This is a genomic window from Chitinophaga varians (assembly GCF_012641275.1).
GTDB classification, from domain to species: Bacteria; Bacteroidota; Bacteroidia; order Chitinophagales; family Chitinophagaceae; genus Chitinophaga; species Chitinophaga varians_A.
This window is the reverse complement of record NZ_JABAIA010000004.1, coordinates 158,621-185,353: the sequence shown is the minus strand read 5'-3', so window position 1 is coordinate 185,353 and position 26,733 is coordinate 158,621. Positions and strand designations below refer to the sequence as shown.

At 51.1% G+C, this 26,733-nt stretch carries 22 protein-coding genes; 5 read left to right on the top strand and 17 right to left on the bottom strand.

The features are described 5' to 3' along the window. Positions 1 to 118: 118 nt before the first annotated feature. Positions 119 to 1,333 (top strand): NAD(P)-dependent oxidoreductase, encoded by a 1,215-nt coding sequence (locus HGH92_RS30215; protein WP_168874582.1) that lies wholly within the window; start codon positions 119 to 121, stop codon positions 1,331 to 1,333. On the opposite strand, the gene HGH92_RS30210 is transcribed toward HGH92_RS30215, so the two are convergent. The 5 genes from HGH92_RS30210 to HGH92_RS30190 form a co-directional block, all read right to left on the bottom strand. Further along, a complete protein-coding gene (locus HGH92_RS30210; protein ID WP_168874581.1) occupies positions 1,323 to 2,045 on the bottom strand; it encodes a tRNA1(Val) (adenine(37)-N6)-methyltransferase in 723 nt (240 codons plus the stop codon). The two genes, HGH92_RS30215 and HGH92_RS30210, sit on opposite strands and share 11 nt — an antisense overlap. Before the next feature lie 7 nt (positions 2,046 to 2,052). Next, positions 2,053 to 4,179 carry an alpha-L-fucosidase gene (locus HGH92_RS30205; RefSeq protein ID WP_168874580.1) on the bottom strand — a complete coding sequence of 709 codons (2,127 nt, stop codon included), beginning with the start codon at positions 4,177 to 4,179 and terminating at the stop codon, positions 2,053 to 2,055. 207 nt (positions 4,180 to 4,386) lie between these two features. Continuing rightward, positions 4,387 to 5,391 carry a tRNA (adenosine(37)-N6)-threonylcarbamoyltransferase complex transferase subunit TsaD gene (tsaD, locus tag HGH92_RS30200; protein ID WP_168874579.1) on the bottom strand — a complete coding sequence of 335 codons (1,005 nt, stop codon included), beginning with the start codon at positions 5,389 to 5,391 and terminating at the stop codon, positions 4,387 to 4,389. A 64-nt stretch (positions 5,392 to 5,455) separates the two neighbouring features. Next, on the bottom strand, positions 5,456 to 5,755 hold the full coding sequence (locus tag HGH92_RS30195; RefSeq protein ID WP_168874578.1) for a hypothetical protein: 300 nt from the start codon (positions 5,753 to 5,755) through the stop codon (positions 5,456 to 5,458). A 24-nt stretch (positions 5,756 to 5,779) separates the two neighbouring features. Next, on the bottom strand, positions 5,780 to 7,033 hold the full coding sequence (locus tag HGH92_RS30190; RefSeq protein ID WP_168874577.1) for an ABC transporter permease: 1,254 nt from the start codon (positions 7,031 to 7,033) through the stop codon (positions 5,780 to 5,782). Positions 7,034 to 7,135: 102 nt separating this feature from the next. Between HGH92_RS30190 and HGH92_RS30185 the strand changes: the two genes are divergently transcribed. Continuing rightward, positions 7,136 to 8,719 (top strand): peptide chain release factor 3, encoded by a 1,584-nt coding sequence (locus HGH92_RS30185; protein ID WP_168874576.1) that lies wholly within the window; start codon positions 7,136 to 7,138, stop codon positions 8,717 to 8,719. A gap of 176 nt (positions 8,720 to 8,895) precedes the next feature. Here the strand turns inward: HGH92_RS30185 and HGH92_RS30180 are convergent, their stop codons facing one another. The 6 genes from HGH92_RS30180 to HGH92_RS30155 all read right to left on the bottom strand — a co-directional run bounded on the left by HGH92_RS30180 (position 8,896) and on the right by HGH92_RS30155 (position 14,392). Continuing rightward, complete coding sequence (locus HGH92_RS30180) at positions 8,896 to 9,387, bottom strand: DUF6265 family protein (protein ID WP_168874575.1); 492 nt, start codon at positions 9,385 to 9,387, stop codon at positions 8,896 to 8,898. Further along, a complete protein-coding gene (locus HGH92_RS30175; RefSeq protein ID WP_168874574.1) occupies positions 9,359 to 11,278 on the bottom strand; it encodes a menaquinone biosynthesis decarboxylase in 1,920 nt (639 codons plus the stop codon). Before HGH92_RS30175 ends, HGH92_RS30180 begins: the two co-directional genes overlap by 29 nt. Before the next feature lie 109 nt (positions 11,279 to 11,387). After that, a complete protein-coding gene (locus HGH92_RS30170; RefSeq protein WP_168874573.1) occupies positions 11,388 to 11,705 on the bottom strand; it encodes a hypothetical protein in 318 nt (105 codons plus the stop codon). Positions 11,706 to 12,555: 850 nt separating this feature from the next. Continuing rightward, complete coding sequence (locus HGH92_RS30165) at positions 12,556 to 13,419, bottom strand: DUF6089 family protein (RefSeq protein ID WP_168874572.1); 864 nt, start codon at positions 13,417 to 13,419, stop codon at positions 12,556 to 12,558. 176 nt (positions 13,420 to 13,595) lie between these two features. Further along, positions 13,596 to 13,943, bottom strand: coding sequence for a DsrE family protein (locus tag HGH92_RS30160; RefSeq protein WP_168874571.1), 348 nt, complete (start codon positions 13,941 to 13,943; stop codon positions 13,596 to 13,598). 59 nt (positions 13,944 to 14,002) lie between these two features. Next, positions 14,003 to 14,392: a hypothetical protein gene (locus HGH92_RS30155; protein WP_168874570.1), complete on the bottom strand. Its 390-nt coding sequence runs from the start codon at positions 14,390 to 14,392 to the stop codon at positions 14,003 to 14,005. A 327-nt stretch (positions 14,393 to 14,719) separates the two neighbouring features. Here HGH92_RS30155 and HGH92_RS30150 point away from each other — a divergent pair, with 327 nt between their 5' ends. Continuing rightward, positions 14,720 to 15,646, top strand: coding sequence for a helix-turn-helix transcriptional regulator (locus HGH92_RS30150; RefSeq protein WP_168874569.1), 927 nt, complete (start codon positions 14,720 to 14,722; stop codon positions 15,644 to 15,646). A 195-nt stretch (positions 15,647 to 15,841) separates the two neighbouring features. Here the strand turns inward: HGH92_RS30150 and HGH92_RS30145 are convergent, their stop codons facing one another. Then, positions 15,842 to 16,933 (bottom strand): family 20 glycosylhydrolase, encoded by a 1,092-nt coding sequence (locus HGH92_RS30145; RefSeq protein ID WP_168874568.1) that lies wholly within the window; start codon positions 16,931 to 16,933, stop codon positions 15,842 to 15,844. Positions 16,934 to 17,063: 130 nt separating this feature from the next. On the opposite strand from HGH92_RS30145, the gene HGH92_RS30140 reads away from it, so the two are divergent. Beyond that, entirely contained in the window at positions 17,064 to 18,206 is a 1,143-nt protein-coding gene (locus HGH92_RS30140) for an AI-2E family transporter (protein WP_168874567.1), read from the top strand. A gap of 79 nt (positions 18,207 to 18,285) precedes the next feature. Here the strand turns inward: HGH92_RS30140 and HGH92_RS30135 are convergent, their stop codons facing one another. The 5 genes from HGH92_RS30135 to HGH92_RS30115 all read right to left on the bottom strand — a co-directional run bounded on the left by HGH92_RS30135 (position 18,286) and on the right by HGH92_RS30115 (position 25,973). Next, entirely contained in the window at positions 18,286 to 21,405 is a 3,120-nt protein-coding gene (locus HGH92_RS30135) for an efflux RND transporter permease subunit (protein ID WP_168874566.1), read from the bottom strand. Between the two features lie 18 nt (positions 21,406 to 21,423). Further along, the gene (locus HGH92_RS30130) at positions 21,424 to 22,536 is read right to left on the bottom strand and encodes an efflux RND transporter periplasmic adaptor subunit (RefSeq protein WP_168874565.1); all 1,113 of its coding nucleotides are present in this window, start codon (positions 22,534 to 22,536) and stop codon (positions 21,424 to 21,426) included. A gap of 17 nt (positions 22,537 to 22,553) precedes the next feature. Next, entirely contained in the window at positions 22,554 to 23,834 is a 1,281-nt protein-coding gene (locus HGH92_RS30125) for a TolC family protein (protein ID WP_168874564.1), read from the bottom strand. A 70-nt stretch (positions 23,835 to 23,904) separates the two neighbouring features. Next, entirely contained in the window at positions 23,905 to 25,275 is a 1,371-nt protein-coding gene (locus tag HGH92_RS30120; RefSeq protein ID WP_168874563.1) for a sensor histidine kinase, read from the bottom strand. Further along, positions 25,272 to 25,973 carry a response regulator transcription factor gene (locus HGH92_RS30115; protein WP_168874562.1) on the bottom strand — a complete coding sequence of 234 codons (702 nt, stop codon included), beginning with the start codon at positions 25,971 to 25,973 and terminating at the stop codon, positions 25,272 to 25,274. The genes HGH92_RS30120 and HGH92_RS30115 overlap by 4 nt, the downstream gene beginning before the upstream one ends. 200 nt (positions 25,974 to 26,173) lie before the next feature. Between HGH92_RS30115 and HGH92_RS30110 the strand changes: the two genes are divergently transcribed. Beyond that, complete coding sequence (locus tag HGH92_RS30110; RefSeq protein ID WP_168874561.1) at positions 26,174 to 26,731, top strand: GNAT family N-acetyltransferase; 558 nt, start codon at positions 26,174 to 26,176, stop codon at positions 26,729 to 26,731. Positions 26,732 to 26,733 lie beyond the last annotated feature (2 nt).

Here is a 26,733-nt window from a genome sequence, read left to right as displayed (position 1 = left end):
CGTCAAGCGGGATGCAAATGTAGAAAAACTTTTATTAATCCACAAAATATATTTTCAAAAAAATATTCGTGTAAGCCTCCCGGTTACAAAGGCATTAAAAATTACAGTAAATTCAAAGATGGAAAAAAGGATTACTATAGGCCTCATCCGGGAAGAAAAACAACCACACGACAACCGCGTGGCCTTTACACCCCGGCAGTGCCAATGGATCATGGAACATTACCCCCAGGTACAGGTACTGGTGCAGCCTTCCCCGCACCGCTGCTTCCGCGACGAGGAATACCGCAAGGCAGGCATCACGCTGCAGGAAGACCTCAGTGAGTGTGCGCTCCTGCTTGGCATCAAGGAAGTACCCCCGGAATACCTGCTCACGGGCAAGACCTATCTTTTCTTCAGCCACACCAAGAAAAAACAACCGCACAACCGGCGTATGCTGCAGGTGGTCCTGGAAAAAAACATCACGCTGATCGATTATGAATGCCTCGTACATCCCGACGGGCAACGGATTCTGGGCTTCGGCTTCTTCGCCGGCGTAGTAGGCGCCCACAACGGACTGCTGGCCCTTGGCAGGAAAACCGGTGCCTTCACCTTCAAACCGGTACATACCTGCCACGATTTCCAGGAACTGATCACCCATTACTTCGGCGTTAAACTGCCCCCGATGAAAATCGTGGTCACCGGCTCCGGCCGCGTGGCGGCGGGCGTTCTGGAGATCATGGGACTGCTCGGCATCAAATACATCCCGCCGGAAGAGTACCTGGTCAACCAATATGCCTACCCCGTTTACACGCAACTGAAAGCAGGGGAACTATACCTGCGGAAAAATGATAAAACCTACAGCCGGGCCGATTTTCACGCGCACCCGGAAGCCTACGAGTGCCGCTTCCTGCCATATGTAACCGTCAGCGACGTGCTGATGAACGGCATCTACTGGGACCACAACATCCCTCCCCTGTTCAATGCGGCGGACCTCAAAAAGGAAAACTTCCGCATCAAAGTGATCGCGGACATCACTGACGACACCAACGGCTCCGTGCCCTGCAACCTGGGCGACAGTACCATCGAAGACCCGGTGTACGGCGTCATAAAGGATACGATGGAGCAAACAGCCCCCTATCTGCCGGACACGGTAGACATGATGTGCGTCAGCAACCTGCCCAACGAACTGCCCCGGGACGCCTCCCAGTATTTCGGTGACCAGATCATGAAATATGTCTTTGAGGAATTATTGAAGTCTCACAGCATCATGATAGAAAACGCGACCATCGCGGCCAACGGCCTGCTCACACATCATTTTGAATACCTGGACGATTATGTGCATCCTATAACTTAAGGTAATAAGGCCTTAACAGGTTTTCAAAGGCCGGGGTGTAACGGTTGTTTTCATCATAAACAGACAGCTCTGAAGTCTGCGCCTCTCCCGCTGTTCTGCTGAAAATGCCTACTGCACGGAAATACCCGTGTTTAACACTCTGCTTTACCAGTAATACTTTCCGCAGATGATAACCTTTCGCGGATGCCAGCTCCCGGAACAATGCAAACTGCACATAGGGCAACAGTACGGAACATTCCCCTTCCGGCGCCAGCTGCCGGTCTATCGCAGCCAACAGCTCTTCATACCCCAGGTTGGTGGCATGCATGGCCTGGTCCTTCTGCGCATGGCCGCTCTTTAAGGCCGTTTCATAAAAAGGCGGATTGGTGACAATAAAGTCAAACGGCGTGACTGCGGTCATTTTTCGTATATCCTGCTGCGTTAGCACCAGCCGGTCGGCCCACGGCGATGCCTGAAAATTGGCGGCTGCCTGCATGGCGGCGCCGGGGTCCAGCTCCACGGCGGTAACGGGAACGGCTATCTGCTGCGCTATCATCAGGCTCAACAGCCCCGTGCCGGCGCCAATATCCAGTATAGCCGATACCGTTAGGGCGCCGGAAGCCAGGTACTGCGCCGTGAAAGCGCCTTGTATACAGGCATCTGTACACACCTTCATGGCGCAGTGCTCCTGGTCTATATTAAATTGTTTAAATCGGAAATAGCTGTTCCCCATGCTGTTATTACTCCATCACAATTGATAAATTCGGCATCCGGAGATTGCGGTGTACAGACACCGGCTTCGCCTGCCTTACTTCTATGGCCTGCTCACGGTTACCGCCGGGCAACTGCTGCGGCAGCTGCTGCACGTACATCTCCTGCGGCACCTGGCGGTGAATGCCCCAGACCGGTGTTTTGGCAAAACGGCTGTAAAACTTCACCACCAGCTGGTTTTTCCCGGCTTTCAATGGCAACAGCAGCACTTCCCGCTGTGTACCGCCCCGCTCAGGATTGTTATATACCACCTGCTCTTCACCGTTCAAATATACGGCAATCCCATCGCCGCTGGTAAACCCAACAAGGTAGTCGCCGGCGGCTGCCGCCGTAATTTCCTGCAACACATACCATCCCAGGTTACGGTCGCCGGGCATGGTGTACACGCTGTCATTCTTCCAGTCGGCGTGCAGCTCCCACGGCTTGCCCGCTTTGGCTGACAAGGGTTTGCTTAAGTCAATATTTTTCAGGTCCCCGTGCGTGCCGTCAATGTCTGACCAATAAGGACCGGAATAATACATCGGTCCCCATTGCAGCTGCGCTGCGGAGTTATTGAGCGGTTTTACGGTGCCGCTGTTGAGCACTACTTCCTGCGGTACGCCGTTGAGCGTAAACTGCATGGTCTTGCCCTGCTCTGCTGCGCTGTACACTACGCTCATATGCGCCGGCCGCGTACCGGTAAAGGCCCAGCGGTCGCCCACCTGGCTGCGGTAATAGCTGTCATAATCAATACCGGAAAAACTGTACAGCGGAATGGCGTTGTGCCTGTTCAGCACGGCCGGATTTTTCAGCAGGTGCAACGGAGTGATGCGCACGCCTCCCTTACAGGTGAGCGCCAATACCTGCACGGATTGCCCGGGCAACTGAAACCCAGCGGGCAACTGCACAATGGTGGCGCCATCGCGGGTAGTGACTTTGCAGGACAGTTTTTTGTTGCCGTCCAGCAGCTGCACCTGCGTGACAGGGCTGGTCAGTCCCGGTAATACGATCGTGCCGCCGGCAGGCATCTGCAACAGGTGCAGGTATAACTTGCCGGGTTTGGTGGTCACTTCGCCCCAGGCGAAAGTAGTATCGAAAGGATTGGCCTGCGCGCTGTAAATAGCTTCGCCATTGCGTTCCAGCCACTGACCGTTGCGCAGCAGCACGTCTCTTTCAAAGTCCACCACGGAACCATCGCCACGCGGCCCGATGTTCAACAGGTAGTTACCGCCACGGCTCACCACTTTGATCAGGCCCAACAGTTTCTCATGGGCTTTATCTGCGGCAGGGCCATGCTGTTGCCAGGAACGGTAGCCCCACGTTTCATCGTATACAGAGGCGGGCGTCTGCCACGCAGACGCTATCTTATAGTCAGGATATTGATTGTCGCCCATCACGCAAAAATCGCCGGCATCATTGCCTAAGCGGCCACTGACCATACAACCGGGCTGCAGCCGGTGTACAATGTCTGCCAGCTCCCGGCTCTGCTCTGCTGTCAGAGAGCCCATATCAAACCAGATTTCTGATACCGGACCATAGTTGGTCATCAGTTCTGTTACCTGGTTTTTATTGAATTGATGATGCTCAGGCGTGATAGGATCACTATTGCTGCTGGAGATAGGATATGCCTGCGGATAATGCCAGTCTATCAGCGAAAAATATAATCCGAATTTCAGTCCGTGCCGGTGACAGGCTTCTGCCAGCTCCTTCAACACGTCCCGGTGTAACGGCGTAGCGTCCACCACGTTATAGTCGGTGTAACGGGAATGGAACATACAAAAACCATCATGATGTTTGGAGGTCATCACCACCGATTTCATGCCCGCCGCCTTCGCCAGCAGTACAATGGAATCAGCGTTCCAGTGCGCAGGGTTAAAACGTTTGGCCACATCGCCGTACACATCGCTGTAAATACCGGCATGTGCTTGTATCTGTTCACTGTAGCCGCGGGTTACGGGCTTGCCCTCCCATACGCCGCCCAGCGTGGAATAAATGGCTCCCCAGTGAATAAACATGGAATACTTCTGGCCCTTCCAGCTATGCTGTAAGGTGGTGTCCTGTGCATAACCGGCCACCGTCAGGGATAATGCCCACAAAAAAATGCTGATCTTCTTCATATAACTAACGTGTACTTGCTGTTTCTTTTGGCTTTGCTGTCTCTCCGCTCTTTCGCACTGGTTTAAAGCTAAATCGTTTAACGTACATAAAGGGATACCATCTTCTCTTTTTATAGTGGTAAATAAACAACGTGCCCTGTACGGCATAGCTGTTGGTGCCGGCAAAGTATGCCGGCAGGGCATGTCCGGCCGACGGACAACGGATGGTTAAAAGGCTGCCCTTGCAGTGGGCACAGCGTCCAGTGCGGTAAATGCGCCAGCCAGGTACTTGTAGTATGCGGCAATGGCGATCATACCGGCATTGTCGGTACAATATTCAAACTTGGGAATAAAAGTGCGCCAGCCGTATTTTTCGCCGTGCTCCTGCAGTGCTTTCCGCAGGCCGCTGTTGGCACTGACGCCGCCGGCAATGGCCACGTCACGGATGCCCGTTTCCTGGGTGGCCTTCAATACTTTATTGAGCAGGATGCTGATAATACGCTGTTGAATGGAAGCACAGATGTCCGGCAGGTTCTTTTCAATGAAAGCCGGGTCCTGCTGCTGGTTTTCCTGTAGGAAATAAAGGATGGCCGTCTTCAGGCCGCTGAAACTGAAGTTCAGCTCGGGAATGCGCGGCTCCGGGAATTTGAACCGGCCAGGATCGCCCGTCTGGGCATATTTATCTATCAACGGGCCTCCGGGATAAGGCAGCCCCAGCAACTTGGCGCTCTTGTCAAAAGCTTCACCGGCAGCATCGTCAAGGGTTTCACCGATAACGCGCATGCTCAGCGGGCTTTCACACAGCACAATCTGCGTATGCCCTCCGGAAACGGTCAGACAGAGAAAAGGGAAATCAGGCTTGGGATCGTCAATGAAATTGGCCAAAACATGCGCCTGCATATGGTGTACGCCGATCAACGGCTTGTTGAGGGCCATGGCCATGGATTTGGCGAAACAGCTGCCTACCAGCAAAGAGCCTATGAGGCCGGGCGACTGTGTAAAGGCGATGGCGCTCAGCTCCTCCGGCTTCACCCCCGCTGTCCGCAGGGCAATGTCCACTACCGGCACTATGTTCTCCTGATGCGCACGGGAGGCCAGCTCCGGGATCACGCCACCGTATTGTTCATGTATCTTCTGGTTCGCTATATGGTTGGACAGCACCTTTCCATCTTCCAGCACCGCTGCGCCGGTATCATCACAGGAAGATTCTATCGCTAGTATTTTCACTGACATAAGCGGCAAAAATAAACAAAAAAGGCGGGAATACTCCCGCCTCTTTGCATATACTTACTATCCATTATTTCGTTTCCAGGATGCACTCTATCCGCACTGTCCGGCCACTCATACAAGTGGAGGCCCGGTCTTTCAGCTCCATAAAATCAAACTTCACCGCCTGTCCCGCTTTCAGGGTAAACCCCGGTACGGCAAACTCGACCGGTAACAGGATGGTGCCGTCTTTCATTTCAATCACCAGCCCACAGCCGTCAATACCGCTCAAATCCTTTACCACACCGGCATACCGGCAACTACTGGCCGGCGGCGACGTTTTGCACGCTGCAAATATAAACAGAACCGCGCATAGGGACACTGTTTTCATACCAGATTATTTGAGGGATGATCATTAATTGCTCCTGATCGCCACTACCGGGTCCAGTTTGCTGGCAAAATATGCAGGTATGAAGCCGGCCAGGATGCCTACCACCACAGAAATAGACAGTCCAAGGATAACATTTCCCATGGACAAATACATCTGGAAGGTACTTGCCAAATTTATGACAACTGTACAGAGATATACCAGCACCAGCCCTAAAGATCCCCCGATCAGACATAAAACGACGGCTTCCATGAGAAATTCCGCCAGAATAATACCCCTTCTGGCCCCGATGGCCTTTTTCAGGCCAATAATACTGGTCCGCTCCTTCACCGTCACAAACATAATATTGGCAATCCCGAAGGCCCCTACGATCAGCGCAAAAATAGCAATGAAAAAACCGCCCACATTGATGGCGCCAAAGATAGAGTTCAGACTTTCGCTGGCGGAACTGATCTCGTTCAGCGCAAAATCATCCTCCTCCCGGGGCTTCAGCCGGTGCGACGCCCGCAGCACGCCCCGCAGCTCGTCCTTCAGCTGGGTCATCGATACGTTGGCCCGGGCCTTTACCTGTATATAAGGATCTGCATACCGCCGCTCGTCTACCAGCGTACGGGCAAACCGGTATGGCAATATGATCGCATTATCGTAATTGGGCCCGCCTATCATGCTCTCCCCTTTCTTCTTCAGCAAACCGATGATCTTCACGTCACGTCCCATGATCCGCACGATCTTGCCCAGGGCTTGCTCCGGCGACCGGAAAAGGCCGTCCCATATGGTAGCTCCCAAAATGGCCACATTGGTGCCGCTGTTGCTTTCCGTATTGGCAAAGAAACGCCCCTGCACAATCTGCATCTGCTGTATTTTGTCAAAATCATTGCTGACAGCCATCATCGTCACCCCCTCCATATAATCGTCCCCATACTCCACCTTCTTGGAAGAAACATCGAAATTGAAAGCTACATAACTGGCACTCTGCACCTTGTCCTGGATAGTCCGGAAATCCTTGTACTCCGGTACCGGCCGGTTCATGTATTTCCACCACGGATACTCCCCGTTACCTCCCCAGGGCCACTTCTGGACGTAAATAACATCGTCGCCCAGTGCGGCCAGATCGCTCCGGACGTTCCTCTCCAGGCTGTTGGTAAGCGTAAAAACCGTGATAATACAGAATATGCCGATGGTAATGCCCAACAGCGACAAAAAGGTACGCAGCTTATTCACCCGCAGCTCATCTACAGCCATCTTCAAACTGGTCAGTAATATTTTAAGGGTAGCTATCATATTCCAAATTTAAAGGATTTATAGGCACCCACCTCGCCAATAAACACGAAATATAGCCGGAAAAAAAATTTAGTTACCTTTGCAGCCATTTTTTGGTTCTATATGAAGTACGCTAACGAAATAAATAAAAGAAAATCCTTTGCTATCATCGCCCACCCGGATGCCGGTAAAACCACGCTCACAGAGAAATTCCTCCTGTTCGGCGGCGCCATCCAGACCGCCGGCGCGGTGAAATCCAATAAAATCAAGAAGCACACCACTTCCGACTTCATGGAAATTGAACGGCAAAGAGGTATCTCCGTAGCGACTTCGGTTATGACCTTCGAATACCGCGATATCCTGGTCAACCTCCTCGATACCCCCGGCCACAAAGACTTCGCGGAAGACACCTACCGCACCCTCACCGCGGTGGACAGCGTGGTACTGGTGATCGACTGCGTGAAAGGGGTGGAAGAACAAACGGAAAGACTCATGGAAGTATGCCGCATGCGCGACACGCCCGTGATCATCTTCGTGAATAAAATGGACCGAGATGGTAAATACCCCTTCGACCTGCTCGATGAACTGGAAGAAAAACTCAACATCCGCGTAAGACCCCTCAGCTGGCCTATCAATATGGGTAAAGACTTCAAAGGGGTATACAACCTGTACGATAAAAGCTTCGTGGCCTTCCAGCCCAATAAAAAAGCGACCGACGAAGACGTGGTGGCCCTCCCCGATCTCTCCAGCAGCTTCGTGGACGAACACTTCGACACCAAAGACGCGGAACAACTGCGCGGCGATGTGGAACTGATCGAAGGCGTATACGACACCTTCGATAAAGAAGAATACCTGCAGGGTAAACTGGCCCCGGTTTTCTTCGGCAGCGCCGTTAATAACTTCGGGGTGAAAGACCTGCTGGACACTTTCGTGGAAATAGCGCCAACACCGCGCAACCGCGAAGCCAGCTCCCGTGAAATCGATGTGCATGAAGATAAATTCAGCGGCTTCGTCTTTAAAATCCACGCCAACCTCGATCCCCGCCACCGCGACCGTATCGCCTTCCTGCGCGTATGCTCCGGCAAATTCGAAAGAAACAAATTCTATCATCACGTTCGCCTCGATAAGGACGTGCGCTTCAGCAACCCTTACAGCTTCCTGGCCCGTGAAAAAAATATCGTGGACGACGCCTATCCCGGCGACGTGGTAGGCCTGTTCGATACCGGCAACTTCAAAATCGGTGACACCCTCACCGAAGGCGAAAACTTCTTCATCACCGGTATCCCCAGCTTCTCCCCTGAACTGTTCAAGGAACTGGTCAACAAAGACCCGATGAAGACCAAACAACTGGAAAAAGGCATCCGCCAGCTGACAGACGAAGGCGTGGCCCAGCTGTTTACCCAGCACGGTGGCAACCGCAAAATCATCGGCTGCGTAGGCGATCTCCAGTTCGAGGTAATTCAATACCGCCTCCTCCAGGAATACGGCGCCGCTGCCCAGTTCAACTCACTGCCTTTCTACAAGGCCTGCTGGATCACCGGCCCCAAAGACAAAATCGAGGAGTTCATCCGCTTCAAATCCGCCAACATCGTGGAAGACAAAGACGGGCACCTCGTATACCTGGCCCAGTCCGAATGGTACCTCAACACCGAAAGGACCAACAACCCGGACATACAGTTCAATTTCACGTCCGAAATCCACAAATAATCAATTACGAATTACGAATTACGAATTACGAATTACGAATTACGAATTACGAATTACGAATTACGAATTACGAATTATAAAAGCGAAGACCTGAGCGATAATATTGCTCAAGTCTTCGCTTTTATAATCCGGGATGATCTCCCCGTATAAATTCGTAATTCGTAATTTGTAATTGATCATTCCGCCCGTTGGTACGGGAATATATACTCCTCTGTGGTCCCGTCCCGCTTGCCTTCCACCCGGGCATCCAGATGTTCGGCGTCTTTAAACCGGTATGTAACCTTCCTTGGGAAATCATTGGCCAGGTCTTCTGCCACAAACCCGATTTCTTTCAGCACCCGCAGCTTAAGCCGGATAGGCGTGGTAGCGGTGCGGCCTTCGTAAACGGGAATGAAAAAGATATCGTTGCCGCGGCGCGCCAGTTCCACCGACTGTTGCAGCGTACTATCGGCGCCGGCTACACGCCAGGTCCTGCCTGTCCAGGTAGAATCATTGGTGCGTGACCATGTCTCTACTACAGCGCCCAGTTTGGTCCTCATTTTCCAGGTGCCCGCCAGTTTGTCAAGCATCCTGAAATCGGCAGGGCGTACCTGCGCGGTGGCAGACAAACCGCCTGCCAGCAGGAACAACAGCACGAGGCTATTGCTCCACCACAGCTTCTTCACCATAAATCTGATGTTTGTATTTAAGAGAGGGAGAAGCCACGAAAGGCCCTATTTGCAGGTCTTTCCAGAGGGCGTCCACTTTACGGATCGTATCGTCGTCTGCCACAATGATATTGGGCCAGTCCCGCTCAAAGTTGTCCAGCAACCTTGTCTTCAGCGTACCGTCCATACCGATAGCGCCAATATAGCGGCCATTGCCGGCAGGCTTGCGGACCACAAAGCTGTCACGCTTAGGGTCCATGTTATTGCAGAAACGCCATAAGGCTGAAGCGAGGTCGGTCACGTCCACGGTATGTTCCACATACAGCACCATCTTTACGCCTTCCAGCGCGGGCAGCGTATACAGCTGCTCGTTCAGCTCCCTCACATGGAAAGGACGGCTCTTTTGCACCGACACCAGGACACAGGGGATATCTATGGCCAGCAGACTGCTGTTGATGCCTTTTATCTCCGGGAACTGCTGCATGATGGAAGCCGCGTCCAGCGACTTCGGCGCAGGCGCCTGCTGGTAAGCGTTGTCAGTTTCTTCTTCGTACTTCCGGGTGCCATCGATGCACATCTTGCCACCGAAGCCCATTTTGGAGCAGGAATGGTCCAGCACGTCCATAGGGCCCTGGCTCAGGTAAATGTCCGTAGCCGGATTGAGGTTACGGAATACGTACTGCGCCAGCTTTTTATAGTCGGTGATACTTTCACCTTCATCACTTACCACCAGTATTTTGTTGAACATCATCTGACCGGCGCCCCACATGGCATTCATCACTTTCTGCGCCTGTCCGGCATAGTCTTTTTTGATCTGTGAGATCACGAGGTTATGAAACACGCCTTCCACGGGCATTTCCATGTTAACAATTTCCGGCACCAGCGTCATTTTGATAGGCGCCAGGAAAATACGTTCGGTGGCCTTGCCTATCCAGGCATCTTCCTGCGGCGGAATGCCTACTATCGTTGACGGATATACGGCATCTTTACGATGGGTGATGGCGGTCACATGGAAGCGAGGGTACCAGTCGGCCAGAGAGTAATACCCGGTATGGTCGCCGAAAGGCCCTTCCCAGATCAGTTCTTCTCCCGGGTCTACATATCCTTCTATCACAAAATCGGCATCTGCGGGCACTTCAATCTCCGGCTGGGTGATACACTTTACCAGCTCCACTTTTTTCTTGCGAAGGAAACCGGCCAGCATGTATTCGTCCACGTTTTCCGGCAGCGGCGCGGTGGCGGAGTAGGTGTAAACCGGGTCGCCGCCCAACACTACGGCCACGGGCATACGTTTGTTCAGTTTTTTGTACTCCATGAAGTGTTTGGCGGAAACTTTATGTTTATGCCAGTGCATGCCGGTCATATCTTTTTCAAACACCTGCATGCGGTACATGCCTACGTTGCGGCTACCGGTAACCGGATCTTTGGTGTGGATCACGGGAAGGGTGATAAACGGACCGCCGTCCTTAGGCCAGCAGGTGAGCACCGGCAGTTTGCCAAGGTCCGGAGTGGCCATCACCACTTCCTGGCAGGCGCCTTTTCCGCTCACGACCTTAGGCATCCAGGAGGCAAATTGTCCCAGTTTAGGCAGCATGGCCAGTTTATCGAGGATGCTCTCCTTGGGTTTGGACAGCATTTTAAACAGCTCTTCTATTTCATGGGCCACATCGTCGAGCTCCTGTACGCCCAATGCCATGCACATACGTTTATAGCTACCCATGGAATTGATCAGTACCGGAAAATCATAACCGGTATTTTCAAACAACAGGGCTTTGCCCCCACCGGGCATTTTACTTACCCTGTCGGTGATTTCCGCTATTTCGAGCTTAGGGTCCACATATGTGCTGATGCGCTGCAGTTCTCCTTCCTGTTCCAGCTTCTCTATAAAGTGCCTGAGATTTTTATATGCCATTGTTAAATTATCTAATAAACCAGTCAACAAAAGTAAACATACCGCGCCGCAATAAAAAATGCCCCCCGGAATAATACCGGGAGGCATCTCATTTATCTGTTCTCAGTTATCAATTGACGATAGTGACACCAGCGTGGAACACAGCTCTGGGCCGTGGCGCGTAATAAGGTCTTGGCGGTGGCGGCGGAACAGGCACTGGTACCGGATAATAAGCAGGTTCAGCATATACTACCCTTCTTCTGGGGCGGTAGCAGTCGTCATCGTCCCATCTGCGGCAATCCCTGTCTTTCCAGTATTTACGTTCCCACTTATCGTAGTGTTTTTCACGGCCGTGGCCCCAGCCTCTTCCGCGGTCCCAGCCTCTCTGGGCGTAGGTGGTAGCTACGGTACCTCCCAGGAGCAGCATCATCAGCAGTACTTTTTTCATGTTTCTCGGTTTTTTTAAGATCGGTTGGTAAATAAATGTTGCGGTGTTTTACAGGCTATACAGTGTAACGACGGAATTAGCTGCATATAGGGCGCCAGGGTATCCGGCATAGCTGTAGCTGTATCTGTGTTTATAATGTTTATGTTTTTTGTAATATCTCCGGTGAGGTGGCATCGGCGGCCTTGGCGGCCTGTGTACATGATGCGGCGGAAACGGAGGCCTCGGCGGTCTTGGTGGCCTTGGTGGCAAAGGCGGATGCGGAAGATGCCGTGGAGGCGGCGGCGGAAACGGCGGTGCCGGTGGCCGGTGTTGCGCAGAAAGGCTCATCGTTCCTGCCAACATTACCACGGTCGCTGCGTATAATAGTTTCTTCATGACATTTCGATTTGACCTTTACAGGAGAATGCAGACCAGCCTATTTTACAGTGTTGTGTTTCGTTACTCTCTCCGCGATTTCTGAACCATGCTGCAGCTACTTTAAGCTGGTGTTTGCGATTCTTTACCTGTTTAAACAGATAAATCCAACAACTATGCCAATAAACGTAATCCCTTTACCACAAAAGAAATCCCGGCTTGAAAGGGCCGGGATACAGTTTATAAATGGACTTTATTGGGGGTTGAAAGTCGGGGGTGCAAAGACAAACTCCATGCCATAACTATGATGGCCATGATTTTTGCCGGTTCACCTGATCCAGGAAGATATAAACGACTGCCGCCTCTTGATGCTGATTAAAAAAGCCTCTGTGATAAAACACAGAGGCTTCCGGTATCATTAATAAACCCGTTTATTTTTAATCCCGTGGAGGTCCTTTCCAATCAGGCGAATCAGCAAAAATCACGGCCATTGCTGTTACCGCAATATCGGACATCTTGTCGCTTTCACTTTTCCCCATCCGCTGCCGCCGCCCAGGCGATAGGTGATGGTGAAACCAGAGAAAGCGTACCAGTCTTTATATTTGGCGGAACCACGTTTAGAGCCATCAGGAGGATATACGCCAGGTGTTTGTTTGCCTGTCAGCTCATCGCCACGGAAAGCCATATCAACGGCCTTCTGGCCACGATAGGCCAGCAAGGTGTTCTGATCTACATAGTTGGTGCTCACATCATCGAGATAGTCAGTAGTGGTAGGACGCAGCCCTATTTCAAAACCGAGGGTCCATTTGTCGTTGAGGATCGCTTTCACACCAGCTCCCATCGGGAAAGACCAGGCAAAGAGATCGTAAGGCTGGCGTTGCGGATATTGCGGAAGGCCCTGCCCTTCTGTGCCCAGCGGACGTAAACGTACCACGTTACCGGATATATCTTTGGCAGTAGGGTCAAAACCAAAACCACCTACGCCAATAAACACAAAAGGTGTAAATCCTTTTTCATCGAGATCAAGGAAGTTAATTTCAGCAATCAGGCTGCCTTCAAAAACGTTGCTTTTAAAACTGAGGTTACGGGCTACCAGACTAGGCTCCGCATTGGTGCTGTCCGCAGCGGCAACAATGCCCCAGGTGAAACCGGCCCTTAACGTCAGGTAACGGTTGATGTCCTTCCTTACCAACAACCCCAGTGAAGGGCGCGTGTATTTCAGGTCTACCTTCTGTTGAACAAGATCACCACTGTAGTTGGAAATACCGGCAAAAGCACCTACATGCCAATCCTGCGCGAAGCTAAAAAAGGGTACTGCCATGGATAACAACAGTATTCTGGCAAATTTTCTGAATTTCAAAGTATTTTGGTTTTAAGAGGTTAGTCCTGATCTATTTAACGTTTTAATGAACAGTTTTATTTGGTGAACAGTTCTCAAAAATAAAGTCTTCTTTCCCAATAAACTATCAAAGATGTAAAAATAAACTAATAAACCAATTAAGTAATACGCTGTGAAAAACAAATCCGGAAAAACTATCAGCAACGGATATATGACCAACCGGCTGCCTGCCGCTCCACCAGATGGGCCACGGCCGCAGGCACCACCTCCACAAAAGGCAACAGCTGGTCCGTATTCAACTGTCTGCCATTGATCGTATTCCGGCAAATCAGCCAGCGCACAGACCGGGCATGCAACTCTTTTACTTTATCTGCAAACGGATTGTCCGCCGTCAACAACAACGGCCAGGCGCCGCCATGCACGGCTACCTCCACGGTTATACGGGATTGTTGTTCGTGATAATATTGTAACAAATTGTGAAGCTGGCCCAGTAAAGCTTTTTGGGCATCCGCGGCGGCAGACGTGATCTGAAAAATGACTTGCATGGCAACAAACCTACTGAAATAGCGGTAAATGTGCCACAAAAAATAGATGGGCGGAGCCGTTACATATCGGGGAAATCGTCGTCTTCCTCCGGCTGGGGACCACCGGAGTTTTTACGTGGCTGTAAAGTGGCGGTTTTACGCTCCAATGCTTTGTACCTCCGGGAAGCTTCCCGCAACTGGAATACCAGCGAGGCTGCCCGGACCTCCTCCTGATGCAGGTTCACCTCCGCCAGCAGCAGTGCTTTGCGCTGGCGTACCATCACCATCCAGCATATCACCAACAGGGCTGCCAGCAGTAAAAACAAGGGCACCAGTATATACAGTGCCCATACCGTACCGTCGCCGCCCGTTTGTACGGACACGGTATCCTGCCGGGCGTCGGCACGACCGGCACAACCCCATAACAGGATCAGTAAGCAGAAATACCGGATGGAAATAAAGCGTTGCAATGTCTTAATAATGGTTAGCCGGATATAGCCTTGTCTTTAAAATTATCAAATCAACCTGATAAAAAGTTGTCCAATCTGGCTTTTTTTGAATCATCCGGTGGGTAAAATCAGGGCAAATCAATAGCAGAAAATCTCCATATGATCAAAATAAATTCATTTTCCCGATTATACAATACTGGTTATCAACCGGTAATTTTTTTTCTCAAAAAAACAAACGGGTTACCACCAAAAAAAATTAACTTGGAAGATAACTATAATACATCCGTGCCCATTTTTAATAAGGAAGAAAGCGAATCACCCATCCCGTGAAGTAACCAAAAACCGAGTATGTTAAAAACTGCTGTTATCACCAGGCAACAACTGGAGCACCTTGTTCTGCAGGGGATGTCCTATGCGGACGATCACGTAGGCGATACCTTCAGTATCAAAGACGTGTCAGACCGCCTTGGTATCTCCTACTCCTATTTCTATCACAACTTTGCCGATTACATGGGAGAACCTTTCTGGCACTATGTAAAACGGCATCGCCTCGAACTGTCCGCCGGCCTGTTGCGCCATAGCGGCCATTCCATCGGCATCATCAGCGACCTTTGCGGATACGCTACCACAGCAGCTTTCAGCAAGGCTTTCAAACAACATTTTAAGGAAAGCCCCAAAGAATTCCGCCGCATCGCGGAACTGCCCAACGAAAAAAGGACCATCCAGATCATTGAAACCATCACCACCACAACAGGCACAGATATCTTCGGGAACTTCTTCCGGTACGACCGTGGCGAAAGAGTACAACTCCCCGACTCGGTACTGTACTACTCCCTGCTGTCACGCGGCCAGAACCCCATCGGTGAAATGATCGTCAAAATGAACCAGTACTTCAACGCCTTCAGCAAAATACTGGGCCAGATAGAAATAGCCACCGCTAAAATCATCACCGGCACACTGGACTCCGTACCGGTGACCGACTACGAAAAAATATCCATCTACGCCGGCCTCAGTATCCCGCTACACGCTACGGCCGCACACCAACACATGGAAAACAACTACGGCTACCTGATGCGCAAACGCATCCCCGGCGGCACCTACCTGCGGCTCCCCGTGCCCATGGACTTCGCCACAGCCGGCATTCCCATGTACAACTTCATTAACCAGAACTGTAAAGAAGGAAATTTCAAAATGAGCGGCAACCACTTCTTTATGGTACTCAACGGCACATCCGCCTGCGAAATTTATATACCGCTGCTGCGTAAACATTATTGATCGCAGGATTCCCAGGGCTGAAGCCCTGGGCTACGTTGTGTTTCAGGTGTCTGTCATTAGCAGAATGACGATGTTAATGCAGCAGTGCTTTCTTATTTTTCATTTTCTGTTTGCGATAGTGTTTTTTCATAAACGCAACAGGGCTGGCCAATAGACCAGCCCTGTTGCGTTTATGATGTTGCTTCTCCTGCTTTCTTATTTCGTGAAGATGGCGCGGAAGCAGTTGGCACTGGTGTTGACCGTGTCTTTCTGCGGTTTGCCACGGCCATAAAACTCATCCAGGAAATGGCCGGCATCTGACCATACGGTCTGCATCATGCCCTGGTAACGGGGTTTCATTTCCTTTGTGGCGGTGGCGCGGAAATCATACATGTCCTTAAGCTGCGCTACCGCATTGTCGGGCATACGCCACGGACAAGTGATCACCTGTAATCCTTTGGACGCAAAATAAACGGGCGATTTGTCAGGACGCTCATAGTGCCAGTCGCAGATCATAATATCTTTCGGTACCAGGTCCACAGCACGGTGTGTATTGTTCATGCTGGCCTCCCACATGCCCATACCGGTGGTTTTGCCGTCCAGCAGGCGGTCGCCCCAAATCCATAAGGTACGGCCTTTCTGCGCCAGGTGATTGCGGATGGTCCATACCTCGCCGGCATACAGCTCGGCTTTGTCGCGCCCCCCGCAGCGCGGACATTTATCCTCACCGATGTAAAACACCTCGTCCATGCCGGCATGGAACGCAGTCGCCTCAAACACGTCCAGGATCTCGTCCACCAGCTCAAACACCACTTTGTGGACACCCGGGTGCAACGGGCAATAACTCTTGCAATAAAGGCCGTCAGCGTTAGGCCATTCATATTTCTCCGGCATCTTCACCCAGGGGGTTTCGTCAAAGTCCGGGTACACCTTCAGCAGGTTCATCGTGGTACCGGCCCATGACTGATGCCCCAACAGGTTGATCTGCGGCACCAGCCGGATCTGATGCTGCCGGCATACCTGCACCAGCTCCTTTACCTGCGCTTTCGTCAGCGCTCCAGGGTCGCGCAGCTCAGGATGAGAGGTATACTCATAGTTGAAATCCACCCGCAGTACCAGCGTGTTGATGTGCCGCGGCGCCAGTTCCTCGCGGATAAATTTCAGAAAGGGCGCCAGTCCGGCCCCTGTAGGCGCGGCAATACAGAAACCTCGTACAGGCAGGGTATCTTTCGGTAAGGCGATGGAAGAAGAGGGAAACAGTACAGCGCTGCCCAACAGCAGCAATAGCATGGTCAATAGTTTTTTCATAAAGGGCAATTTTTCCAGCGTTTGCAACAAAATAGCAAATGCATCGCTTTTTATATAACGAAATCCGGCATTAGATAATTTCACATGCAAAAACATATGATTTTTAATAAATTTGACTAAACGCAAATCCATGACCGAGTTTAAGCTCCCTTTTAACGCGAGGCTTACCTTTACCCTTTTATCGCTCATTTTACTGGTGTACATCGCCCATACGGCCAGTGGGATCATCATCCCGCTGCTGTTTGCCTTCCTCATCTCCATTATGTTACTACCGGTAACGTATTTCCTGGAAAAACATAAATTCCCCCGGGGACTGGCCTCCGCGATCGCCGTACTGCTGTTCGTGATCGTTATCCTCCTGATCATGCTCGCCATGGGCACGCAGATGCAGGCCTTCATCGCGGACTTTCCGCAGCTGGAAAAGAAACTGCTGGACACGGTCACTTCCCTCCAGGGATGGATTGACCATAAATTCCATATCAGCTCCAACGCACAGCTCAGCTACCTGCAAAAAGCGGCCCTCGGAACACTCGGAACAGCCACCAGCTTTATCAGCCAGACTTTCCTGTCACTGTCTTCCCTGATCATCTTTGTGGTTTTTGTATTGCTGTATTCCTTCTTCATGCTGTTTTACCGCAAACTGCTGGTGACCTTCCTCGTGAGGCTGTTTCAGGACAAACACCGTGACACCCTGCTCGATGTGCTCGCCCGTACCCGCTTTATCATCAAAAGCTACGTAGGCGGCCTGATGATAGAAATGGTCGTGGTGGCCCTTCTCAATACCACCGTATTCCTGATCCTTGGTATCAAATACGCCATCCTGCTGGGGGTAATGGCCGCCATCTTCAATATCATCCCCTATATCGGCATTTTCACGGCCCTGATCATCAGCATGCTCGTTACCCTCACTACGGGCACGCCTATAGCGGCGCTACAGGTAGGCATCTCGCTGTTCCTCATCCACCTGCTGGACAGTAACGTGCTCCTCCCCCGTATCGTAGGCTCCAAAGTGAAGATCAACGCCCTGGTGACCATCATCGGCGTAGTCATGGGCAACATGTTATGGGGCATCCCCGGTATGTTCCTCGCCATCCCCATCATCGCTATTATTAAAATCGTTTGCGAAAGTGTGGATTATATGAACCCCTGGGCCATCCTGCTGGGAGATGAACAAAAAGAGAAAACCGAAAAGGTAAACCAGGCAGCCGAAGAAAAAGGCCATCCTGATGTAGACAATCTCGCAGAAACGCCTGACTCACCAGAAAAAAAATAATTATCAAACTTATATACAAAAAGCCGCGGGAGACGAACTCCTGCGGCTTTTCTCATTTATAAAACAACCAACTAAACTATTACGCTTCTGCCTTTCTCAACATCCTGCGGTATACCCAATAAAACACAATCGGGAAAATAAACAGGTTGAACAACGTATCGGTAATCAACCCTCCGATCACCACGCGGGCCAATGGCCGTGCCGTCTCAGAGCCAATACCATGGCTCATGGCAGCCGGCAGCAACCCGATAGCGGCCATCATCGCTGTCATGATCACCGGCCGTATGCGCGACTCCACGCCATCATGTATGGCCTGTGCCAAAAGGCTGTCGGAATACTGATGCATCCCCCGGATATTCGTTTTGAACTTGGTCAGCAGGATCACGCCGTTCTGCACACAGATACCGAACAGGGCGATAAACCCGATACCGGCGGAAATACTGAAGTTAATGCCTGTCAGCCACAGCGAGAAAATACCACCGATAATGGCAAACGGCACATTGTTCAGCACCAGCAGGGCATCTTTCATACGTCCAAACAGGATAAAAAGAAACAGGAAAATCAGGAGCAGGCTGATAGGCACCACCTGCGTCAGCCTTTTGGTGGCACGCTGCTGGTTTTCAAAGTCGCCTGCCCACTCCAGGAAATAGTTTTTGGGCAACGTTACCTGCTCGCCCACCTTTCTCCGGGCTTCATCAATAGTACTGCCCAGGTCACGGCCACGTACGGAAAACTTGATCGCTCCGTACCGCTGGTGTTTATCTCGGTAAATCATGCTCGGTCCGATAATGTGGCTGATATCGGCAATTTCCTTCAGCGGTATTTTGTTGCCCCGCAACGTAGGAATAGAGAGATTGCCAATCGCTACTTCATCTTCACGGAACCCTTCCGGGTAACGGATACGCAGGTCGAAGTTCCTCTCCCCTTCGTATATCTTAGTGGCGGCCTTGCCACCGATCGCCATCTCGATAACAGAGTTGGCATCTTCCGTAGTGACGCCATAGAGCGCCATCTTCTGCTGGTTCAGATTGATGCGCAGCTCCGGCTGGCCGATATTGCGCATGATGCCCAGATCTTCAATGCCCCTCACCGTTTTGAGGATTTTCTCGATCTGCTCTTCATGTTTTTCGACGGTCTTAAAATCATCCCCAAAAAGCTTCACTACAATGGAACCTTTTACACCAGATACCGCTTCTTCCACGTTATCCATGATAGGCTGGGAAAAATTGAGCGTTACGCCGGGCGTCCCGTCCAGTCTTCCATTCATCCTACGGATAAGCTCCTCCTTGGATATCCCGCTCTTCCATTCATCCTGCGGGTAAATGTCTACATGGAACTCTATGTTATAAAAACCGGTAGCATCGGTACCGTCATTGGGACGGCCCGTTTGCGACATCACCTGCCTCACTTCCGGAAAGGCGAGTATCTTTTTACGCATCTCATCGGCCACTTTCACCGACTCTTCCAGGGAAGTGCTCAGTGGACCGGTGGCCCTGATATAAATGGCGCCTTCATTCAGCTGTGGCAGGAACTCCGTTCCCAGGAAACGGAAACAGTACAGTCCAATGATGAGCACTACAATTGAAAGGGTGAACACCAGCCGACGGTGATGGAAAGTATAGTTAAAGAGGCGTGACGTGGTTTTGTGCACAAACCGCAGGAAGAAGTTTTCTTTCTCCTTCACGTTTTTACGCAGCAGCACACTGGCCATCGCCGGCACCAGCGTAAATGTAAGTATCAGCGCGCCCAGCAGGGCAAAGCCCAGCGTCCACGCCAGCGGGGAGAACATCTTGCCTTCCACTTTCTCAAAGGTGAAGATGGGCAGTAACCCGGTGATGATGATCAGCTTGGCAAAGAAAATACCTTTACCGTTTTCCATACAGGCTTTGCGGATCATGCCCAGTTTGCTCAGGCGGTTGAACCGCTCCATGCCCACCTGGTGCGCCTTCCTGTCCAGCACCACAAAAATCCCTTCCATCATTACCACCGCGCCGTCTATGATGATGCCAAAGTCGATAGCGCCCATAGAGAGCAGGTTGGCGCTCATGCCTTTCAACTTCAGACAGATGAAGGCAAACAACAAGGCCAGTGGTATTACTACTGCTACGATGACCGTCGTGCGCCAGTCGGCCATGAAAATGAAAACAATCACCGTCACGAAGATGATGCCCTCAATCATGTTGTGCAACACCGTATGGGTGGAGAAATCGATCAGGTCTTCCCGGTTATAGAATGTTTTAATCTTTACATCGTCCGGCAGGATGCGGGTATTCAGCTCTTCAATTTTTTTCTTCAGTTCCACGATCACGTTGGCCGGGTTCTCTCCTTTGCGCATCACCACAATACCTTCCACCATATCGTTGTCGCGGTCGCGGCCCACCTGCCCCAGGCGTGGCAGTGCGGCCACTGACACGTCGGCCACGTCTTTTACGAGGATGGGCGTGCCGCCTATGTGGTCTACGATCACGTTCTTGATTTCCTCTACGTTATTGAGCACCCCGATGCCGCGCACCACATACGCCTGCGCATTTTTGACGATCACGTCGCCACCAACGTTGATATTGCTTTTGGAGAGCGCCTGATACATTTCCTGCGCCGTGATGCTGTACTGTACAGCTTTATCAGGATTCATGGTCACCTGGTAAATTTTCACTTCACCACCAAAGCTCACAATGTCCGCCACGCCGGGCACGGCCAGCAGATTGCGTTCCACCACCCAGTCCTGCAGCGTTTTCAGTTGCTCGATATTCAGTTTGCTACTTTCCAGCGTGTACCGGTAAATCTCTCCGGTAGGGCCGTACGGCGGTTCTATCTCGGGGTCCGCCCCTTCCGGGAGGTTGGCGGACGCGATGTTGTTATTGATCTGTTGCCGGGCGAAAGTATCATCCACATCATCGTCAAAGATCACTTTCACCACAGACAGTCCAAACAGGGAGGAGGAACGGATATGTGTTTTTTTCTGCGCCCGGTTCATCGCTATCTCGATGGGACGGGTCACGAATTTTTCCACTTCTTCCGCGCTGCGCCCCTGCCATTGGGTGATGATGGTCACCGTGGTATTGGTCACGTCCGGGAAAGCGTCTACCCCGATCTGTTTAAAGCTGAGATAACCTGCAATGGCCATCACGCCGGCGGCAAAAAAAATGAAATATTTATTCTTCAGGGAGAAAGCTAGTATCTGCTTAATGAATCTGTTCATAATGCTGGCCTTTAGGGTTTACTGCTGATCGCTCAGTGTGTCATAAATGAATACCTGGCGGGAAGCGATGATGCGCTCCCCTTCTTTCAACCCGGAGGCGATATAAGCACGGCCCTCTACCGTCCTGGCCACCTGTACTTCCCGGATGGCCACGCCCGGTTTGGTGTTCGTGAGCACCAGCACATAGTATTTATCATGATCGAAGATGATGCCGCGGGACGGAATGCTGACCATGTTGGAATCCACATGGCGTTTGGCTTTGGCGCGCACAAACATTTCCGGCTTCAGGAAAAAGCCGGGGTTATCCACTACCACCCTGGCTTTCATCACTTTTGTCTCGGGGTCCAGCACATTGTAGATCTTATCTATCTTGCCGGTAAAGGTTTTGTCAGGATAAGACAAGGTGGACATCTGCACCTGGTCGCCTTCCCGGATGCCGGATATATCTGATTCAAAGACATTGATCATGGCCCATACGTTGTTAAGATCGGCCACAACGAAGATGGGGTCTGAGTTATCCGGCCGCCACTGCATGCTTTCAGCGGCTCTTTTGTTGATCACGAATCCCGGTACCGGTGCTTTTACCATGTAGCTGGTCTGGTGGGCACCGCCGTTTATTTCCAGCACGGCGCTGGACTTATTGTAGGCTGCCACGGCTTTATCGTAGTTGCTTTTTGCCTCTTCATAGTCCTTACGGGAATTTAATCCGCTTTTGTAAAAGGACTCTGCCACCTCCATATTCCGTTTGGCAGTGGCCATATCGCTGGCGGTTATACGTTGATCTGCAGTGAAGCCCGCCATTTCAGGACTTTTGATCACGGCCAGCACTTGTCCTTTTTTAACGAAATCACCGGAATGGACTTTCACTTCTGTAACGATACCGCTTACCATCGGGAAGATACGGGCCGTTTTATCTTCGTTTTCGCTGATTTTTCCGGTCAGCATAATTTCGTTGTCCATAGCGGCGGTAGTGGCGGTATCCACCACCAGCGTGCGAAGCAGGGAGTCACTGAGCGCCCACCGGGCGGTTTTGTCCGGGACTGTTTTGCTGCCACAGCCGGTGAGGATGATGCCCTGGATGGATATAATAAAAACAGCTGCAGGTATATAAAGCTTTTTAATGTTTTGCATGATTCTGGCGTGTTTGATCAAAGATGGAAAATGGAAGCGCCGGTAGCGAAGTTGATTTGCTCCAGTGCGTTGAGTCGGTCGTATTTAAGCTCGTTCATTTTGAGCACGTTGTTGCGGTAGGCGTCATACAGGTCTATAAATTCCAGCAGCCCTATATTATGCAGCCCGTAATTTTTTTCCACTTCGCGCATCATGGTGGTGTATTCCTGCTCAAATCCGGGATCAAACTCCTGTAACAGCTTCTCGGTCTTCAGCGCCTGCTGCAGACTGTTCATGACATCATGTTCCAGCTGGTCCTGCGTGCCGTTGAGCTGTAGTTTGCTGCCCTCCAGCTGGGCTTTCGCCATTTTGATGTTTCCCTGGTTGCGGTTAAAGAACGGCAACGGCATGGAGATATTGAGGCCGTTGTAGTTCCTTTCAAAGTTGCCCTGCTTATCATAGGAAAAGCCCAGCTGTATGTCGGGTACGGCGAGGGAACGTTGCAGCCGCAGGTTCAGATTATTATACTGGACATTTTCCTGGGCAATTTTAAGATCGTACCGGTTGGCCCTGGCGGTGTCCAGCAATGTCTGAAAAGACAAGGCCGATGCAGGCACGGCTGCCAGTGTGTCCGGCAGCTGCGGCTGTATGTTAACGGTGGCGGGCACACGAATCAGCAGCGCCAGGTCGGACTGTGTCTGTTGAATATCTTTTTCCATTTCCAGCGCATCGTGTTGCAGGTCGTACAGCAGTGACTTAATACGGATGATCTCTTTGGGCGCGATGTTGCCCATGGCTTTCTGCTGTTCAAACACTTTAACGATCTGCTGCAGGAAGGTGATCTGGCGGCCGAATGTCTGCAGCGATTGTTGTTTGTAATAGAGATCGAAGAAGTTGTCGTGCAGGGAGAAACGGAGGGTACGCAGCAGATCGAAGAACTGGTATTCTGTCATCTTTACGCCGCTTTGGGCCAGTTGCACAGCTTTATTGCGTTTACCGGCCAGCTTGAACAACTGTTGTACCTGGAGGGAGTTTTGACCATTGTAGGAGAAGTCGAACCACTTTTTGGTCGTGTGGTTGTACAATACATTCTCGAAAGTTACCTGGGGATTGTCCCACAACCGGGCGGTGATCACCTCTGCCCTGGCGGCGTCGATATTAAATTTTTGTGCCAGCAGTGGGATGTTCTTCTGAAGAAGCTGCTGCTCTGCCTCCGGTAGCGTAAGTTTCAGGGTATCCAACGGTTGCGCACGTACGCAACAGCTCCATAGGATGCCCAACAGTACAGGAAAGGCTTGTAATGCTAGTCTGATCGTCATACAACTGATTTTTCGTTGCAAAGATGGCGATAGGCTATTAAGTACTAATTAGAATGAAGTTAAAACAAAATTAGATTTTAATATCAACCGGAAAAAAAATGTTAAAGGTAGTGCCCTGCCCAAGGACACTGCTCACGGTGATCGTGGCCTGATGGAGTTGAAAGATGCGCTGGGCCATGGCCAGCCCGATGCCGTAGCCGGCAAACGTATAGGCGTTGTCTGCCCGGTAGAGTGGCAGAAATATTTTATCCAGTTCTCCGGGCGCAATGCCAATGCCTTTATCACTCACAGAGATGACAAGGCAATTGGAACTATAGGTAAGACGAAGGGTTACAGGTTGATGATGTGAAAATTTAAAGGCATTGCGGACAATATTTTGCAATGCCAGCATCAACAAAGGCCGGTTGCCACGGATGGCCAGCCGCGAAGCATCTTCCGGAAGATCGCTCAGCACCACGTCGACCTGGCAGGGCGGTGTTTTGTACTGCCAGTGCTCCTGAATCTCCCACAGGAGTTCGTCGAGCCGCACGGATTCCGTGTTGGCAGGCGTCAGGACCACATCTATGCGGGTGAGCTGCAAAAGGCCGTCGGTAATCACTTTCAGCTTTTCCGACTCGTCCAGCACCGTGTCCAGCGTAGCGATGTATTCGGCCTGGCTGCGTTCCCGGTGCAGGGTGACTTCTATCTCGCCTATGATAGTGGTCAGCGGTGTCCTTAATTCATGCGAGGCATTGGACACAAAGGAGCGCTGCATCTCAAAAGCCTGTTCCAGGTGTTGTAACAGCTCATTAAAATTCCCGGCCAGTTCGGCGATCTCGTCTTTGTTACGCCCCTGCTCCACCCGTGTGTGCAGGTTGTTGGAACGTATTTTCTTCACCTGCCTGTTAATGCTCTGGATGGGATGCAGCGCTTTGCTGGCAAACCACTGGCCCAGCAGGAAGGTAACGATCAGGGATATACAGAGTATGACGACCAGTATCAGCGCGAGGTATTGCAGCTGTTGTTCGCCAGCTTTGTTGCGGGCGGTCACAATCACCACAAAGTCGCCCTGATTGTCGGGATAAAACATGCCCACGCCGTACTTCTCCCCGAACGTAAAGCGGTAGGTATTGTTTTTACGGATGGTGTTCAGCAGCGATGGCGGCCAGTTGTACTTTACCTTTTCCAGGAAAACAGGTTGGTTGTCCTGATCATAAATATTGCTGGATTCGTCGGGGATGCTCTGGGCGTAGCTTTTTTCTATCTCCAGGAATTTCTTTTTGGTCAGTTCGTCTTTTTCGAGGTATACCTGGGCGGTGACCAGCGCCCTTACCTGCAGCAGTTTATAGAAGCTGTTGCGGATATATTGGGCAGACAGCAGGTATATCAATACAAACACCCCGGCAAGGATAATACCGGTGATGAGGGTGAACTGTAATGATAAACGGTGCCTTATCTTCATAGCTGTTGCTGCCAGGTGCTTTTAACTTTCATGACATATCCCATCCCTACCACCGTATGGATCAGCTTTTCGCCGCTGAAGCCTTTTTCGATTTTGTTGCGGAGATAGTTTACGTACACATCGATGGTGTTGGTGCCGGTATCAAATTCCAGTCCCCATACCGCTTCGGAGATGAGCGCGCGGGACAGCACTTTGCCGGTATTTTTGAGCAGCAGTTCCAGCAGGGCGTATTCTTTGGCGGTGAGGGTGATTTCCTGTCCCTCCCTGCTGGCGGTTTTAGAGGTAGTGTCCAGGCGCAGGTCGGCCAGGGTAAGTATCTCTTTTTCCTGTTTGAAATTGTTTTTGCGGCGTGACAGGGCGTTTACGCGGGCCACCAGTTCTGAGAAATGGAATGGTTTGGCGAGGTAGTCATCGGCACCTGCATTAAGACCGTCCACAATATCATGGGTGGCGCTCAGCGCGGTGAGCATCAGCACCGGTGCAGTGATATCGCGGGTGCGGAGGTTTTTGCAGATGGTCAGGCCGTTGATGCCTGGCAACATGATGTCCAGTATGATCAGATCATAGTCCTGCTCCAATGCTGCCTGTTGCCCCAGCAGTCCGTCAGTATATACGTCCACCTGATGGTGGTGTTCTTCCAGTCCTCTTTTAATAAAGGCACCTACTTTGGACTCATCTTCTATAACCAATATTTTCATACTTGAAGTATTATTATACTATGATCTAAGCAAAAGTAGGAATGTTTCAGTTGGCGGGCATTAAAGGGAGATTAAAACATAGGGAGATGGATAAATTTTCACATTTTGTGTGATGAATACAGGTTGATGACCAACATTTTGTTGGTACAATTTAAGCAGATCGATTAGTTTTGCAGGCAACCTAAAACAAGCACCGTATCATGCAACTACCCGTACTCAGCACAGAACAACTGGTGCTCCGCCCTATTACAGAAAAAGATACCGCTGCTTTGTTCTCCCTCTTTTCCAAAGAAGAAGTGACACGGTACATGGACATTGACGCTTTTACCAATATTACCGAGGCAACCCAGATCATTACGTATTTCCGTGAACGTTGGGAAAAGCAGGAAGGAATGCGCTGGGCCATTACTTTCAAAGGTAAAGATGAGCTGGTGGGCACCTGCGGTTTCCACCACTGGAACAAAACACACTATAAAATAGAGCTGGGTTATGACCTGTTGCCTTCTTATTGGGGCAAGGGTATTATGACCACTGCTATCGGACAGATCCTGCGGTTTGTGTTTGAGGAATTACAGTTGAACCGTGTGGAGGCTTTCGTAGATCCGTTGAATGCAGCGTCGTCCCGTTTGCTGGGACGGGTAGGGTTCCGTCATGAAGGGATGTTACGCGATGCTTTCTTTGAAAAGGGGAAGTTCGTGGATGCGGACCTGTATAGTTTACTTCGCCGGGAATATGACCGGGAGGCTATCTGGCAATAATT

What these genes read in the sequence shown, in the direction of transcription:
- HGH92_RS30130 (WP_168874565.1), bottom strand. Translation starts at nt 22,536, where the DNA reads ATGCAAAACATTAAAAAGCTTTATATACCTGCAGCTGTTTTTATTATA.
- HGH92_RS30150 (WP_168874569.1), top strand. Translation starts at nt 14,720, where the DNA reads ATGTTAAAAACTGCTGTTATCACCAGGCAACAACTGGAGCACCTTGTT.
- HGH92_RS30140 (WP_168874567.1), top strand. Translation starts at nt 17,064, where the DNA reads ATGACCGAGTTTAAGCTCCCTTTTAACGCGAGGCTTACCTTTACCCTT.
- HGH92_RS30215 (WP_168874582.1), top strand. Translation starts at nt 119, where the DNA reads ATGGAAAAAAGGATTACTATAGGCCTCATCCGGGAAGAAAAACAACCA.
- HGH92_RS30160 (WP_168874571.1), bottom strand. Translation starts at nt 13,943, where the DNA reads ATGCAAGTCATTTTTCAGATCACGTCTGCCGCCGCGGATGCCCAAAAA.
- HGH92_RS30210 (WP_168874581.1), bottom strand. Translation starts at nt 2,045, where the DNA reads ATGGGGAACAGCTATTTCCGATTTAAACAATTTAATATAGACCAGGAG.
- HGH92_RS30195 (WP_168874578.1), bottom strand. Translation starts at nt 5,755, where the DNA reads ATGAAAACAGTGTCCCTATGCGCGGTTCTGTTTATATTTGCAGCGTGC.
- HGH92_RS30135 (WP_168874566.1), bottom strand. Translation starts at nt 21,405, where the DNA reads ATGAACAGATTCATTAAGCAGATACTAGCTTTCTCCCTGAAGAATAAA.
- HGH92_RS30110 (WP_168874561.1), top strand. Translation starts at nt 26,174, where the DNA reads ATGCAACTACCCGTACTCAGCACAGAACAACTGGTGCTCCGCCCTATT.
- HGH92_RS30205 (WP_168874580.1), bottom strand. Translation starts at nt 4,179, where the DNA reads ATGAAGAAGATCAGCATTTTTTTGTGGGCATTATCCCTGACGGTGGCC.
- HGH92_RS30185 (WP_168874576.1), top strand. Translation starts at nt 7,136, where the DNA reads ATGAAGTACGCTAACGAAATAAATAAAAGAAAATCCTTTGCTATCATC.
- HGH92_RS30175 (WP_168874574.1), bottom strand. Translation starts at nt 11,278, where the DNA reads ATGGCATATAAAAATCTCAGGCACTTTATAGAGAAGCTGGAACAGGAA.
- HGH92_RS30125 (WP_168874564.1), bottom strand. Translation starts at nt 23,834, where the DNA reads ATGACGATCAGACTAGCATTACAAGCCTTTCCTGTACTGTTGGGCATC.
- HGH92_RS30120 (WP_168874563.1), bottom strand. Translation starts at nt 25,275, where the DNA reads ATGAAGATAAGGCACCGTTTATCATTACAGTTCACCCTCATCACCGGT.
- HGH92_RS30115 (WP_168874562.1), bottom strand. Translation starts at nt 25,973, where the DNA reads ATGAAAATATTGGTTATAGAAGATGAGTCCAAAGTAGGTGCCTTTATT.
- HGH92_RS30145 (WP_168874568.1), bottom strand. Translation starts at nt 16,933, where the DNA reads ATGAAAAAACTATTGACCATGCTATTGCTGCTGTTGGGCAGCGCTGTA.
- tsaD (WP_168874579.1), bottom strand. Translation starts at nt 5,391, where the DNA reads ATGTCAGTGAAAATACTAGCGATAGAATCTTCCTGTGATGATACCGGC.
- HGH92_RS30180 (WP_168874575.1), bottom strand. Translation starts at nt 9,387, where the DNA reads ATGGTGAAGAAGCTGTGGTGGAGCAATAGCCTCGTGCTGTTGTTCCTG.
- HGH92_RS30190 (WP_168874577.1), bottom strand. Translation starts at nt 7,033, where the DNA reads ATGATAGCTACCCTTAAAATATTACTGACCAGTTTGAAGATGGCTGTA.
- HGH92_RS30170 (WP_168874573.1), bottom strand. Translation starts at nt 11,705, where the DNA reads ATGAAAAAAGTACTGCTGATGATGCTGCTCCTGGGAGGTACCGTAGCT.